This window comes from Dactylosporangium sp. CA-139114 (assembly GCF_050955725.1).
Lineage (GTDB): Bacteria > Actinomycetota > Actinomycetes > Mycobacteriales > Micromonosporaceae > Dactylosporangium.
In genome coordinates this window covers 3,979,521-3,993,870 of the sequence record NZ_CP192080.1, presented here as the reverse complement: position 1 = coordinate 3,993,870, position 14,350 = coordinate 3,979,521, and the positions used below count along the sequence as shown (strand labels likewise).

Sequence of the window (14,350 nt, the reverse complement as noted above, 5' to 3'; positions counted from 1 at the left end):
TTCGGAATGGTCGATCCATACCCCCGGCACCGTCCACATGAAACACTCCAGGAGCACGCACATGCCCGCACCCGACAAGCCCCTGCGCAGGCTGGGTTTCCTCACCATCGGCCTGTTCGACCCGCAGCATCCGGCGGCCGGGCACGAGTCCACGCTCGAGGTCATCGCGCTCGGCGAGCGGCTCGGCTTCGACAGCGCGTGGCTGCGCCACCGGCACCTGCAGCACGGGATCAGCTCGCCGCTGACGGTGATCGCGGCGGCGTCGCAGCGCACCGCCCGGATCGAGCTGGGCACCGCCGTGACGCCGCTGGGCTGGGAGAACCCGCTGCGCTTGGCCGAGGACCTCGCGACCGTCGACCTGCTCAGCGGCGGCCGGCTCAACCCGGGCATCAGCGTCGGGCCGCCGATGCACTACGACCGCGTCCGCGCCGCGCTGTATCCGGACACCGCGGACGCCGAGGACTTCACGTACGCGCGGGTCGAGCGGCTCCTGTCGTTCGTCGCGGGCGAGGCGGCCAGCGACTTCGAGGGCATCGAGGGGTTCGAGGTCTTCTCGCGGCGCGTGGAGCCGCACTCGCCGGGGCTGCGGTCGCGGATGTGGTACGGCGGCGGCAGTCTCCGCTCGGCGCAGTGGACCGGCGAGCACGGCATGAACCTGCTCACGAGCAGCGTCGTGAAGGCCGAGGACCCCGAGGATCCCGCCCCGGACTTCGCCGCCATCCAGCTCGCCCACGTGCGGGCGTTCCGCGCGGCCCACCCGGACGGCGCCGCGGCGCGCGTGTCGCAGGGCCTCGTCGTCATCCCGACCGACAGCGCGACGCCGGCGCAGCGGGAGAAGTATGCCGAGTACGCCGCCCGGCGCACCCCGCGCACGGCCACGCCGCAGGGGCCGGCGCGCCTGATGTTCGCCCCGGACCTCGTCGGCCCGGCGCAGGAGATCGCCGAGCGGCTCTACGCGCACGCCGCCTTCCGCGAGATCGACGAGGTCGCCTTCGCGCTGCCGTTCACCTTCGAGCACGACGACTACGTGCAGATCCTGACCGACATCGCGACCCGGCTGGGGCCGGCCCTGGGCTGGGCGCCGTCGTCCCGCGCGGGGTCGTGACGGCTGCTGGTCGGCGCCCCGGGACGCGGCGGCAAACGCACATCGCCCCAGGGCCCGATGGGCCCTGGGGCGATGTGCGAAGCGCCGGGGTCAGCCCTGCAGCGGGCGACGGCCGATCGAGATGACCGACTGGCCGAAGGGCGGCCGGAAGGCGCGCTCCATGAACCGGGTCATCGGGGCGACCGTGGTGTCGTAGAACTTGACCATCGGGCCGGGGCCGGGCATCTGCTTGAGCAGGCACGTCGACACGTAGTACCCGATCAGGCCGAGCGAGTTGGCATAGTGCAGCTTGACGACCTCGAGGTCGGCCGCGTGCATGGCCGCCCGCATCGTCTTCTTGGTGTAGCGCCGCACGTGACCGGTGGCGATGTCGGCCGGCCCCATGGCGAACGGGAACGCCGGGACCACGTTGATCACGTAGCCGCCGGGGCGGACCAGCGAGCGCATGGTGCGCAGGCCGCCGATGTCGTCGTCGATGTGCTCGAGCACGTTGTACGAGATCGCGGCGCTGTGGTCCGCGCTCACGTCACTGGGCAGCAGCAGCTCGCGCACGCTGACGCCCGGGTGGTCGGCGAAGCGCTCCTTGAGTGCGACGATGCGGCTGTGCTCCGCCTCGGTCAGCGTCATCTTGCCGGTGTGCTCGAGCCACTCCGCGGCGTAGTCACCGAGACCGGCCGAGACCTCGATCGGATGATCTCCGAGGTATGGCGTCGCGAACGCCACGAACCACTTGCGGTGGTTCTTCGCCATCGCCAGGCCTTCGAGCACCTCCGACTGGATGGCCTGGTCTCCGAGGATTGCCGCGTCCGGATTCGGCACTCTGCACCCCTACGTGAATACTGATCATGTCTGCCAGAACTGGCGTAGTGTATCGGCGTTGATAGTCCCCCGCCAGCCCCTGCGGCGCACTTCCGGCGGCAACTATGGTGTCACCGTGAAATTCGGGGAGAAGACCCGCGAGGTCCGGGCCGCGGCCGTTGCGCTGCTCACATATGTCGTGTGTGCCGTGCTGGTGCTCCAGCATCTGTGGGCCGATCCACAGGGGCGGATGTTTGCCGACAACACCCAGGATCAGATCTTCTTCGAGTGGGTGTTGACGCATGCGGCACGCTTCTTCACGCACGGTGACAATCCGTTCTTCACGGATCAGTTGAATGCACCGGTGGGCGTCAATCTGATGGCGAACACCTCCGTTCTCGGACTTGCATTACCCTTAGCGCCGATCACGTTACTGTTCGGCGCAGGCGTCACGTTCGTGCTCATCGACACCATCGCTCTCGCCGGCACCGCGGCCGCCTGGTATTTCATTCTTTCCCGCCATGTTGTCACGTCCCGCGCCGCGGCGTGGGTCGGCGGGCTCTTCTGCGGGTTCGCCCCCTCGATGATCTCGCAGAGCACCGGGCACCCGAACATCGCCGGGCAGTTCCTGATCCCGTTCATCGTGTGGAACGTGCTGCGCCTGCGCGAGCCCGGCCCGGTGCTGCGCCGGGGCCTGGTGCTCGGCGCTGTCGTGCTCTACCAGTGCTTCATCAACGAGGAGGTCCTCTTCCTCACCGCGGTCGCAATGGCGGTGTTCCTGCTGGTGTACCTGCACCCGCGCGACTACCTCCCGGCGATCCGCAGCGCGCTGCCGGCCGTGCTGGTCGGCGCCGTGGCCGCCGGCGTGCTGCTGGCCGTGCCGCTCTACCACCAGTTCTTCGGCCCGCAGGCCTACCGCGGTCTGCCCGATTTCGTGCACGGCTTCTCCAGCGACCTCGGCTCGTTCCAGGCATTCAGCCGCCGTTCCATTCTCGCGCCGGACGATCTCGGGGTGATCGGGAAAATGGGCGGCGCGACGGAGGAAAACACCTTCTTCGGCCTGCCGCTGCTCGGCCTGACGCTCGCGGCGACCGTGGCACTGTGGCGGCAGCGGGCGGCCCGGGCGCTGTTCGCCACGGCGCTGGTGTTCGCGGTGCTGTCGCTGGGCACGGTGGTGAGGTACAACGGCGAGGAGACGTCCTGGCACGGGCCCTGGAAGTGGGTCCACGAGCTGCCGCTGTTCGACTCCGTGGTGCCGACGCGGCTGGGCCTGGTGATCGCCCCGCTGCTGGGTGTGCTGCTCGCGATGGTGGTCGAGCGCTTCGTCGTCGGCGTCCCGGCGCTCGCCACCGCCGGAGCCGCCCAGTCCTCCGGCGCCGAGCACGGCGCCGGCGCGGCCGCCCGCGACGAGCGGCCCGCACCGGACGGCACGCACGACGCCGCCTCCCCGCTCACGGCCGCCGGCGTGACCGGTGTGCACGACGCCGCCTCCCCGCTCACGGCCGCCGGCGTGGTCGGTGTGCACGACGCCGACGCTCCGCGCGACGACGCCGCTCCCGACGCCCCGAACGGCACCGGCGGCGCGCCCGAGTCCGACGACGGCTCGGCCGCGACGGGCGATCGGCCTGCCCGCAGCGGCGTGCTCGTCGCCGAGACCTCCGCGGCACCGGGAAAGTCGGATGGCGCAGTGGGTGTCAAAACCGACATTCGCCCCGGGTCCGAGGACACGACCCCGGTGGCTCGCTGGCTGTGGGCGGTGGCCCTGGTGATCGCCCTCGTACCGCTCATCCCCACGCCCCAGCCGGCCTCCCCCCGCCCCCCGATTCCCGCCTTCTTCAGCTCCGACGCCTGGCGCGCCGAGATCCCGGAGAACTCGATCGTCGTGGCCGTGCCGCTGGGCTGGTTCGAGGGCCTGGACGCGATGCGCTGGAGCACCGCGGCCGGCCTGGACTTCCGCATCGCGGGCGGCTACTTCCTCATCCCAAACCCGGACGACCCGAGGAAGGTCGCCACGTTCAGCGCTCCGACGCGCCCGACCATGCAGATCATGAACGACGCGGCGAACGACGGCACGGTGCCCCGGATCACCCCGGACCAGCTGGCCCAGTCGAAGGTGGACCTGGCCTTCTGGCAGGCCGACTACATCGTGCTGCCCGACCAGCACAACAACAGCGAGGCCGTACGCCAGACCGCCGACCAGCTCTTCGGCACCGGCAAACACGTCGCCGACGTCTGGGTGTGGAAGGTGAACCACTGACCACACCCGGCGAGCGCGAGTGCCGCCACCGCTGAAGGCGGCACTCGCGAGCGGCCCGCGCAATCTCGGGCCGCCGCGCTGGACGAACCGGCCACCCGACCCGCAAGCCGCGGCGTCGTCGGACAGCCTCGCCCAGGTCGGCCCCCGAATCCGGCGATGTGGTGAAGCTGCGACCCGGCCCGCCGAAACGCCCGGCCGCTGTTCCGACACCTCCGCGCTCTCACCCCGGCCTGACGCCCGCCACAGCGACGGCGCGACGGATCACCCCGACGACCTTCGCGCTTTCATCTCCGCCTGACGCCCGCCACAGCGATGGCCCGACGGACCGCCCCGACCCTGCGCGCTCTCATCTCCGCCTGACGCCCGCCACAGCGACGGCGCGACGGACCACCCCGGCATCACGCGCCGAGCGAGCACGGGTGCCGCCGCCGCGACGACGGCACCCGTGCTCGGCCGATCAGCCGCCCTGCGTACCGTTCCAGTCGACGAGCTGCACGATGACGCCGTTGGGGTCACGCACCTGGAACGCCCGCTCGCCCCACTCCTCCTCGGTGAGCGGCATCGTGATCGCGACCCCCGCCCGCTCGAGCCGCTCCAGCTCCCCCTCGAGATCGTCGACGACGAACGCGAGGATGACGCCGGCCGTGTGGACGCCCCGCTGATCCTCCGGCAGCGTGGCCAGCCCGCAGCGCAGGAAGACGACGTGCATCCCGACGTCCTCGCGGGTCAGCGACACGAACCCGTCGGCCGACATCGCCTCGGCGAACCCGAAGTGCTCCCGCAGAAACGCGCTGGACGCGACCGGCTCGGCGACGTTGAACGACACCGCAGACGAACTCACCCGCACTGGCAACCTCCCATGTCGAAAAATCTCTCTACAGAGTAGAGAGATCTGCGGCGAGCGCCAACCGCGCACGTCAGGGGGGTGACAGCACCGACGACCGGGTCCGACCGGAAGCTCAGCGACGGCCCTCAGAGCGCGGCCCGCCGTGGACGGCAGCCGGACGCGGCCCGGCAACGGCCCCGCGAGCACGGCCACACCGGGCGAGCAGGCCGTCCGGAGCGTCCCGGGCACGGACGGGATCGGCGGGCGGGACGACGGTCGCAAGCCGACGTGCGAAAGGTGGTGTGCGGTGCACGGCCAACGAGCAACGAGCAACGAGGGCAGGCGAGCGCTCGGCCTTCCTCGCCGGTTACGAGGAAGCCACCGCGGCGGCCCCCACACGAAGCCGAAGCCACCACCCCGCGCGGGACCGAAGCCGCCAACCCGCGCGAGACCGAAGCCGCCAACCCGCACGGGACCGAAACCGCAAGCCGCACGAGGCCGAAGCCGCCAACCCGCGCGAGACCGAAGCCGCAAGCCGCACGAGGAAGCCGCCAACCCGCGCGAGACCCGGCGCTGCGACTGGCGGCCAAGACGACGACCGACGCCGACCGCCGGCATCCCGAAAGTCGAACGAGCCGCGACGACGAACGGGAACGGCGGACGGCAACAGCGAACAATGAACAGCGAACAGCGAACAGCAACGGGGAACAGCGAACAGCGAGCGGCACCGAAAGGCGAACACCGAACGGCGAGCAGCTGCGCCGAGTGGTCAGACGCCCGCGGTGCGCAGGAGCTCGGCGAAGGCCTCCGCCGGCATGATCTCGACCCCCAGCTCCTCGGCCTTCGCCGCCTTCGACCCCGCCCCCTCGCCCACCACCACCAGGTCCGTCTTCTTCGACACCGAGCCCGAAGACCGGCCGCCCAGCCGTTCGACCGCCTCGTTGCCCTCGTTGCGCGTCAGCCCCGGCACCGAGCCGGTCACGACGACCGTCATCGGGGTCCCATCCTCCTTCTGCAGCGGCAGCCGGACCAGCGCGGCGTCCGAGGACGAGGCGCCCGCGGACAAGGCGTCCGGCGACAAGGCGTCCGGCGATGAGGCGTCCGATGAGGTGGCGCCCGCGGACAAGGCGTCCACGGACGAGGCGGCGGCGCGCGGGCGGAAGCCGGGCTCGGTCATGTTCACGCCGCGGGCCGCGAGACGGTCGATGACCGGGCGCAGCTCGACCAGCTCCGCGGCGATGGTCACCGCGCGCTCCGGGCCGACCGCCTCGACCTCCTGCAGCTCCAGCGGGGTCGCGGCCAGCAGCGCGTCCATGGTGCCGAAGTGCGCGGCCAGGCGGCGGGACATGGAGCGGCCCGTCATGCGCACGCCGAGGCCGGTCAGCACGCGGCCGAGGGGCTGGGCCTTGGACGCCTGGATGGCGGCGACGAGCTTGCCCGCGGAGGTCTCGCCCATGCGCTCGAAGGTCAGCAGCGTGGGGACGTCGAGGTCGTAGAGGTCCGCGGGGTCGGTGACGCGGCCGGCGGCGATGAGCATGTCGATGATCTTGCCGCCGAGGCCCTCGATGTCGAGGCAGTCGCGGCTGGCGTAGTAGGACAGGGCCTCGCGGGCGCCGCACGCGCGGCCGGTGGTGCAGCGCCAGCGCTTCTGGCTGCGGTCGATCTCGCCGCCGCAGCGGGGGCACACGACCGGCGGCTCGAAGGGCTCGGCGTCGGCGGGGCGCTCGTCGAGCTTGGCCCCGGTGATCTCGGGGATGACGTCGCCGGCGCGGCGGACGAAGACGGTGTCGCCGGGGCGGACGTTGCGCCGCACGAGGTCGTCGAAGTTGTGCAGGGTGGCCGAGGTGACGATGACGCCGCTGATCTGCACCGGCTCGAGCACGGCGACCGGCGTGATGACGCCGGTGCGGCCGATCTGCACCTCGATCGCCTTCAGCCGGGTGGTGCGGGTGTCGGCCGGGAACTTGTAGGCGATCCCCCACCGCGGCGCCCGGCTGCCCGACCCGGCGAGCTCCCGGTCGGCGGGGTCGTCGGCCTTGATGACGGCGCCGTCGATGCCGTAGCCGAGGGTGGCGCGGTTCTCGTTGAGCTCCTTCACCGCGACCAGGATCTCGCCGATGCTCGCGCACACCGGCATCCCGGCGGTGGAGGCGACGCCGAGCCGGCCCAGGTGCGCCATCGCGGCCGAGTGCGGCCCGTCGCCGAGCCCGCGCACACCGTAGGCCAGGAACGACATCGGCGCGTCGTAGGTGCGGTCCTGGGCGCGCAGGGTGCCGGCCGCGGCGCTGCGCGGGTGGGCGAACGGCGGCTCCCCGGTCGCGGTGCGCATGGCGTTGGCGACCTCGAAGTCGGCGTCGGTCATGAACACCTCGCCGCGCACCTCGATCGTCACCGGCTCGGTGAGCGTCTCCGGCAGTCCGGCGGCCCGCCGGGCCTGGCCGGTGACGTCCTCGCCGGCCCGCCCGTCGCCGCGGGTCGCGACCTGCACGAGCCGCCCGGCCTCGTAGCGGGCGGCGATGGCCAGCCCGTCGATCTTCGGCTCGACGGTGTAGCCGGCGGCCGGGCGCCCGAGCAGCTTGTCGAGCCGGGCCGCCCACCTGGTGAGCGACTCGGCGTCGAAGACGTTGTCGAGGCTCAGCATCGGCTCGCTGTGCACCACGTCGCCGACGACACCCTCGCCGGCCGCCACGACCTCCGTCGGGGAGTCCTCGGGCTTCCAGTCCGGGTGCGCCTGCTCCGTCGCCGCGACGCGCCGCATGAGCTCGTCGTAGTCCGCGTCGTCCATCGCCAGGTCGGGGCCGCTGTAATACGCCGCGGCGGCCTGCCTGATCTGCTCGATCGCGCAGCGGTACTCGGAAACGGTGTCGAACGCCTCGGCCATGTCCGCAGCGTACCGACGGGGTACGACAAAATCGGGGAGTGACCGAGGGCGAGTACGTGGAACCGGCCCACCGCGTCAACCGCGCCGACATGCATCCTGCCGCCGTCCGCGGGCGGCGGCGACGCTCGGCGTCATGCACCTCATGGGCGGCGACGTCGAGGTGGACGCGCGGCGCGCCGCCGAGTGGCCGGACCGCGCCCGCAGCTCGGCCTCGAACGGCCGTGAACGATCCCGGAATCCATCACCATCTGCCACCGGGTTGACACGGCAGCGACGGGGTTCGAACACTGGGAGCGCTCACAGCAGCAGCCCGGCCAGCGAAGGAGAGCCCGTGCGAAGAACCGCCATCGTCGCCGTCGTGGCACTCGGCGCCGCGATCGCCGTCAGCAACGCCGCCCCCGCCGCGGCGGCCACCCTCAGCATGCGCGGCGCCGACGTGTCGTCGCTGCAGCGCAGCCTCGACCTCGGCGCCAAGTACTACAACGCGGCCGGCACCGCCGCCGATCCGCTCGACATCCTCAAGGGCGTCGGCGTCAACTACGTGCGCCTGCGCATCTGGAACAACCCGGCCAGCGGCTACAACAACCTCGCCAAGGTCCTGGTCCAGGCCCGGGCGGCGAAGGCCAAGGGCCTCCAGCTCATGATCGACTTCCACTACTCGGACACCTGGGCCGACCCGGGCAAGCAGTACAAGCCCGCCGCCTGGGCCTCGCACACCATCTCGGCCCTGCAGACCGACGTCTACAACTCCACCCTGTCGGTCTGCAACGCGCTGAAGGCGCAGGGCACGACGCCGGACAGCGTCCAGATCGGCAACGAGATCAACGTCGGCATGCTGTGGAACGACGGCAAGGTCGTCAACAACGACTTCACGAACCTGAGCCTGCTGCTCAAGTCCGGGTACAACGCGACCAAGGCCTGCAACAACGGCACCCAGGTCATCATCCACACCGCGGACGCCGACAGCGACGCCAACGCCCGCTGGTTCTACGACGGCATCCGGGCCAAGGGCGTGACCTGGGACATCACGGGCCTGTCGTACTACTGCATGTGGCACGGCACCCTGGCCAACCTGTCCGCGGTGATCGGTGACGTGCGCACCCGCTACGGCAAGCCGGTCATCCTCGCCGAGACCGCCTACCCGTTCACCGCCGCGAACGCCGACGCGGAGGCGAACGCCGTCGGCGGCTCGGCCCCGTGCTCCGGCTACCCGGCCACGTGGCAGGGCCAGGGCGCGCAGTTCACCGCGGTGCAGAACACGGCCCGCTCGGCCGGCGCGGTCGGGGTCTTCTACTGGGAGCCGACCTGGTACGCCGTCAAGGGCAACGGCTGGGACCCGGCGAACATCAACGGCACCGGCGACCAGTGGGACAACATGGCGCTGTTCGACTGGACCGGGCACATCAACCCGAACGTCGCCTGGACGGCGTGACCCCTACGACGGGCCGGTGTGCACCGCACCGGCCCGCAGCCACGCCACGTACGGGTCGTCCGGCTCGACGTACGACATCCGGTTGATGATGCCCGGCAGCGCCGGCGGCGGCCCGAACGCCGCGACGGCCTCCCCGTCGGCGAACGCCCGCTCCAGGGCCGCGTCGAGCTCGAGGTAGCGCTCGATCCCGGGCACGACGACGTCGCCGAGCAGCCGGGCGATCTCCTCGCCGTAGCCGGGCGCGTCGGCGGCCGTGCGCAGGTTCCAGTCGTCGCTGCCGCGATGGAAGCCGAACCCGGCCGGCGGCGCGACCCGCCCCCAGATCTGGGCCAGCTCGTCGGCGCCGGTCTCGCGCGCGTACGACACCCATCGCCCGGTCGCGGCCCGCACCTCGACCGCGAAGGCGACCTGCCCGGGGAACGTGGCCCGCTCGCCCGCGAACCCGATCGCGATGGTCCCCTCGCCGGGCCGGTCGCGCCGTAAGTCCGCGCCGAATCCGAGGTCTCGCAGCCGCGGCACGACCTGCGCGGCGAGCATCTCCTCATAGGCGGCACGGACGTCGGACGACATGAACTCCATCATATGGTGAAGAAACGGTCACTACAGCGTGATCCGCCGACGTGCCCGGTGCGCTGCCGGGCGGCGGCCAGGATCTCGGCCCGGCGCAGCTCATTGATCACGCAGCACCACCACCTCCCCGGCCGGCACGGCCGTCCCACGCACCTCGGCCGGCTCGGTGCCGTGGTTGATGGCGAAGAGATGGGGCGGCCGGGACACGAGCTCCACAGTGGACGGTACGGCGGGCCGCGCCCCCAGCCCCGCGTCGGCGTACACCTGCTCCAGCAGCCGGCCCAGGTCGGCGTCGGCCAGGCGGGTCGAGACGTACCAGGCCACCCCGCCGCCCCGCTCGTGCCGGGTGACCGCCGGCCCGCCCGGCGCCGGCCCGTCCACGTACGCCAGCACCGGGACCGCTCCCGCCGGCCGCACGTCCTCGGCCCACACGCCGGCGGACGAGCCGTCGCTGAGCCGGACGTGCTCGCCCGCGCGCAGCGGCAGGAACTCCTCCACCGTCACGCCGAGGACGTCGCGCAGTGAGCCCGGGTACGGCCCGTCGGGCACGGTGTCGTTGGCGTCCACGACCCCGGAGAAGTACGACACCACGAGCGTCCCGCCGCCCGAGACGTAGGCGTCGAGGTTCTTGGCGGCCGCGGCGGTGGTGAGGTACAGCGACGGCACCACGACGAGCGGGTAGCGCCCGAGGTCCGCCTCGGGGTGCACGAAGTCGGCGGTGAGATGGGCTTCCCACAGCCGGGCGTAGTAGGCCTCGACCCGCTCGCGGAACGTCACGTCGGCCGACGGGCGCCACTCCAGCTCCAGCGCCCACCACGCCTCCCAGTCCCAGACGACCGCGACGTCGGCCGCGACCCGGCTGCCGCGCAGCGCGCCGAGCCCGGCCAGCCGCTCGCCCAGGCCGGTGACCTCGCGCCAGATCCGGGTCCCGGTGCCGGCCTGGGGCAGCATCGCCGAGTGGAACTTCTCGGCGCCGAAGCGCGAGGCCCGCCACTGGAAGAACATCACGCCGTCGGCGCCGCGGGCCACGTGGGCGAGGCTGTTGCGGGCCAGCTCCCCGGGGCGCTTGGCGATGTTGCGCGGCTGCCAGTTCACCGCGCTCGTGGAGTGCTCCATGAGCAGCCAGGGGGCGCCCCCGGCGAGGCCGCGGGTCAGGTCGGCGCACATCGCGAGCTCGATGTGGCGGTCGTGGCGCTCGGCGGCGAGGTAGTGGTCGTTGGCCACGACGTCGACCTCGCCGGCCCACTTCCAGTAGTCGAGCCACTTGCAGTTCGCGATCATGAAGTTGGTCGTGATCGGTACCGCCGGCGAGTGCGCCCGCAGCACGTCGCGCTCGCGCCGGAAGTTGGCCAGGTGGTTGTCGGAGCAGAAGCGCAGGAAGTCCAGCTGCTGGGCCGGGTTCACGGCGGTCGGGGCGAGCCGCGGCGGCTCGATCTCGTCCCACTCCCCGTAGCGCTGGCCCCAGAAGGTGGTGCCCCAGGCCGCGTTCAGCGTGGCCAGGTCGCCGTGGCGGCCCCGCAGCCAGCCGCGGAACGCCCCGGCGCACGTGTCGCAGTAGCAGTGCGCGTTGACCCCGGCGAACTCGTTGTGCACGTGCCACAGGACCAGGGCCGGGTGGTCGCCGTAGCGGCGGCCGAGCTGCTCGGCGATGCCGGCGGCGGCCGCGGCGTACTCGGGCGCGCTCGGGCAGAAGCTCTGCCGCCCGCCCTGGCCGAGCACGTGCCCGGCCCGGTCGACGAGCCGGGCGCCCGGGTGGCGCCGGGCGAACCATGGCGGCGGCGCGGCGGTGGGCGTGCCCAGGTCGACCCGGATGCCGGCCCCGTGCAGCAGGTCGAGCACGCGGTCGAGCCAACCGAAGGTGTACTCCCCCGGCGTCGGCTCCAGCAGCGCCCAGCTGAAGATGCCGACGCTGACCAGGTTGACGCCCGCCTGGCGCATGAGCGCGACGTCCTCGGCCCACACCTCCTCGGGCCACTGCTCGGGGGCGTAGTCCCCGCCGTAGGCGAGGCCGTCGAGCCGCAGATCCGCCACCGTCGTGCTCCTGCCGTGAACGTTCCCAGCGCCCGTCTCCGGACTATATCCCGCTTGACCCGATGTTCGAGGAAGCCAGGACTGTGAACGCTCCCGGTCGGCCCCGCGGCGCTCCTGGCGCGTCGACCTGCGCTCGCGCGCCGTCAAGGGCCGACGCTGGAGCGCCGTCGGGGGCCGGCGCTGGGGCAGAATGGCGAGCGTGCCAGAACCTCGCGAGACCCGGCGACGCCCCGCCCGCCGCCCCACGATCAACGACGTGGCCGCGGCGGCCGGGGTGAGCCGGGGCACGGTCTCGCGGGTGCTCAACGGCGGCCACGACGTCAGCGACGCGGCCCAGGAGGCGGTCGAGCGCGCCATGCGCAAGACCGGCTACGTCGTCAACCAGCACGCGCGGAGCCTGGTCACCCAGCGCTCCCAGTCCGTGGCGTTCATCCTGTCCGAGCCGCAGGAGCGGCTCTTCGAGGACCCGAACTTCAACGTGCTGCTGCACAGCTGCACCCAGGCCCTCGCCGAGCACGACATCACGCTGCTGCTGACGCTCGCGAGCAGCCTCGAGGACCGCAAGCGGCTCGGGCGGTACCTCACCGGCGGCCACGTCGACGGCGCGCTGCTGGTCTCCACGCACAGCGGCAACCCCCTCATCCCGCAGCTGCTCGCCCGCGGCCTGCCCGTGGTCGCCTGCGGCAAGCCCATCGGCTACGAGCGCCAGGCCGCCTACGTGGCCGCCGACGACCGCGACGGGGCCCGGCAGATGGTCACCTACCTGCGCGAGTCGGGCCGCCGCCGGATCGCCACCATCACCGGCCCGCTGGACACCTCCGGCGGCGTCGAGCGGCTGGCCGGCTACCGCGAGGCGCTGGCGCTGGACACCCCGGACCCCCTCGACCTCGTCGCGCACGGCGACTACACCCGGGCCGGCGGCGAGGCGGCGATGCGGCGGCTGCTGGAGGCCGCCCCCGACCTCGACGCCGTGTTCGTCGCCTCCGACCTGATGGCCGCGGGCGCGCTGCGCGCCCTGCACCGGGCGGGCCGCCGGGTGCCCGCGGACGTGGCCGTGGGCGGGTTCGACGACAGCCGGATCGCCACGGACACGCAGCCGCCGCTGACCACGGTCCGCCAGTCCTACCCCCGCATCGGCGCCGAGATGGTACGCCTGCTGCTGAGCCAGATCGACGGCGACAGCCCGGCCGCGGTGATCATCCCGACCGAGCTCGTGGTGCGCGGGTCGGCCTGAGCCGCGGGTAGGCTTGCGTGGGTAGGCTGCCGACATGACGACCACGAACGCCAACGCCCTCACGGCCCGCTGGGCGTCCACAGTGGACGACGGCGGCACGGTGCTCTCCGGCGCCGGCGTCTACGTCCTGCTCGCCCTGCTCGGCCCCAACGCCTGCGGCCCGGCCCGCGACGAGCTGCTGGCCGTCGCTCCCGAGCCCCTCGAGATCCCGGACTCGCCCACCGCCCGGATGGCCACGGCGGTCTGGTCGCGCGCCGAGGCCCCGCTGACCGAGGCGTTCACGGCCGCCGTGCCGCCGGACCGGCGCCGCCCGCTCACCGGTGACCCGGACGTCGACCAGCCCGCGCTCGACGCCTGGGCGAGCGAGCAGACCCGCGGCGCGGTCCCGGCGATGCCGATCCGGGCCGAGCGGGACACGCTCATGGTCCTCGCCAGCGCGCTGTCGGTGCGCACGGCCTGGGCCGAGCCGTTCGACGACGGCGTGCAGCGGCCCGAGACCGGCCCCTGGGCCGGGCGCGACCTGGCCGGGCTGCACCGCCGCACGCGCGGGGCCGCGGGGCTCGACGCGCTGCGGGTCGCGGACACCGCGGCCGGCCCGGTCACCCTGCTGACCGTCGCCGGGGCGCAGGACGTCGACGTGGTGCTGGCGCTGGGCGAGCCGGGCCAGGCCGCCGGCGCGGTGCTGCCCGCGGCGATCACGGCGCTCGCCGGCCCGGCGGAGTCCGCCGGCACAGCGGGGGCCCTCGACCCGGACCGGGCCGCGCCCGGGGTCACCGTGCGCGAGGTCGAGGCCGCCGACGACACGCCCGAGCTGGTGGTGAGCACGGTCCGGTTCACGGTCCGCGGCGCGCACGACCTGCTCAAGGAGCCGGAGCTCTTCGGGCTGCGCGCGGCCACCGACGACCGGACCGGGCACTTCCCCGGCATCAGCCCGGTGCCGATGTCGGTCTCCCAGGCCCGGCAGGACGCCGTCGCCGAGTTCACCGGCGCCGGCTTCGAGGCCTCCGCGGTGACCGCGTTCGCGATGCGGCTCGCCGGGGCGTTCTTCCCGGACCGGACCCATCGCCGCCGGGTCGTCACCGTCGCGTTCGACCGGCCGTTCGGGTTCGCCGCCGTGCACCGCGCCACCGGTCTCGTCCTCGTGGCGGGCTGGGTCGCCGAACCCGAGCCGTTCCAGGGCTGAGCCCCGGGACCGTTCCCGGCCCGGGGCTCACCA

Annotated in this window: 10 protein-coding genes; 5 read left to right on the top strand and 5 right to left on the bottom strand. The window is 72.9% G+C overall.

What is annotated here, in order from left to right; translation table 11 throughout:
* The first annotated feature begins 61 nt into the window (after nucleotides 1-61).
* Nucleotides 62-1,105 (top strand): LLM class flavin-dependent oxidoreductase, encoded by a 1,044-nt coding sequence (locus ACQP2P_RS18155; protein WP_433617503.1) that lies wholly within the window; start codon nucleotides 62-64, stop codon nucleotides 1,103-1,105.
* A 90-nt stretch (nucleotides 1,106-1,195) separates the two neighbouring features.
* Here ACQP2P_RS18155 and ACQP2P_RS18150 read toward each other — a convergent pair whose 3' ends face one another.
* Nucleotides 1,196-1,855 (bottom strand): methyltransferase, encoded by a 660-nt coding sequence (locus ACQP2P_RS18150; RefSeq protein ID WP_433619182.1) that lies wholly within the window; start codon nucleotides 1,853-1,855, stop codon nucleotides 1,196-1,198.
* 184 nt (nucleotides 1,856-2,039) lie between these two features.
* On the opposite strand from ACQP2P_RS18150, the gene ACQP2P_RS18145 reads away from it, so the two are divergent.
* Nucleotides 2,040-4,160: a hypothetical protein gene (locus tag ACQP2P_RS18145; RefSeq protein ID WP_433617502.1), complete on the top strand. Its 2,121-nt coding sequence runs from the start codon at nucleotides 2,040-2,042 to the stop codon at nucleotides 4,158-4,160.
* A gap of 457 nt (nucleotides 4,161-4,617) precedes the next feature.
* Here ACQP2P_RS18145 and ACQP2P_RS18140 read toward each other — a convergent pair whose 3' ends face one another.
* Together ACQP2P_RS18140 and ligA are read right to left on the bottom strand one after the other, a co-directional pair.
* On the bottom strand, nucleotides 4,618-5,007 hold the full coding sequence (locus tag ACQP2P_RS18140) for a VOC family protein (RefSeq protein ID WP_433617500.1): 390 nt from the start codon (nucleotides 5,005-5,007) through the stop codon (nucleotides 4,618-4,620).
* Nucleotides 5,008-5,755: 748 nt separating this feature from the next.
* Complete coding sequence (gene ligA, locus ACQP2P_RS18135; protein WP_433617498.1) at nucleotides 5,756-7,867, bottom strand: NAD-dependent DNA ligase LigA; 2,112 nt, start codon at nucleotides 7,865-7,867, stop codon at nucleotides 5,756-5,758.
* A 331-nt stretch (nucleotides 7,868-8,198) separates the two neighbouring features.
* Between ligA and ACQP2P_RS18130 the strand changes: the two genes are divergently transcribed.
* Nucleotides 8,199-9,299 carry a glycoside hydrolase family 53 protein gene (locus ACQP2P_RS18130; protein ID WP_433617496.1) on the top strand — a complete coding sequence of 367 codons (1,101 nt, stop codon included), beginning with the start codon at nucleotides 8,199-8,201 and terminating at the stop codon, nucleotides 9,297-9,299.
* Nucleotides 9,300-9,302: 3 nt separating this feature from the next.
* Here the strand turns inward: ACQP2P_RS18130 and ACQP2P_RS18125 are convergent, their stop codons facing one another.
* Together ACQP2P_RS18125 and ACQP2P_RS18120 are read right to left on the bottom strand one after the other, a co-directional pair.
* Nucleotides 9,303-9,869 (bottom strand): hypothetical protein, encoded by a 567-nt coding sequence (locus ACQP2P_RS18125; RefSeq protein WP_433617495.1) that lies wholly within the window; start codon nucleotides 9,867-9,869, stop codon nucleotides 9,303-9,305.
* Nucleotides 9,870-9,968: 99 nt separating this feature from the next.
* Nucleotides 9,969-11,900 carry a beta-galactosidase gene (locus ACQP2P_RS18120; protein WP_433617494.1) on the bottom strand — a complete coding sequence of 644 codons (1,932 nt, stop codon included), beginning with the start codon at nucleotides 11,898-11,900 and terminating at the stop codon, nucleotides 9,969-9,971.
* Nucleotides 11,901-12,099: 199 nt separating this feature from the next.
* Here ACQP2P_RS18120 and ACQP2P_RS18115 point away from each other — a divergent pair, with 199 nt between their 5' ends.
* Nucleotides 12,100-13,134 (top strand): LacI family DNA-binding transcriptional regulator, encoded by a 1,035-nt coding sequence (locus ACQP2P_RS18115; protein WP_433617492.1) that lies wholly within the window; start codon nucleotides 12,100-12,102, stop codon nucleotides 13,132-13,134.
* A gap of 34 nt (nucleotides 13,135-13,168) precedes the next feature.
* Nucleotides 13,169-14,317, top strand: coding sequence for a serpin family protein (locus ACQP2P_RS18110; protein WP_433617490.1), 1,149 nt, complete (start codon nucleotides 13,169-13,171; stop codon nucleotides 14,315-14,317).
* Nucleotides 14,318-14,350 lie beyond the last annotated feature (33 nt).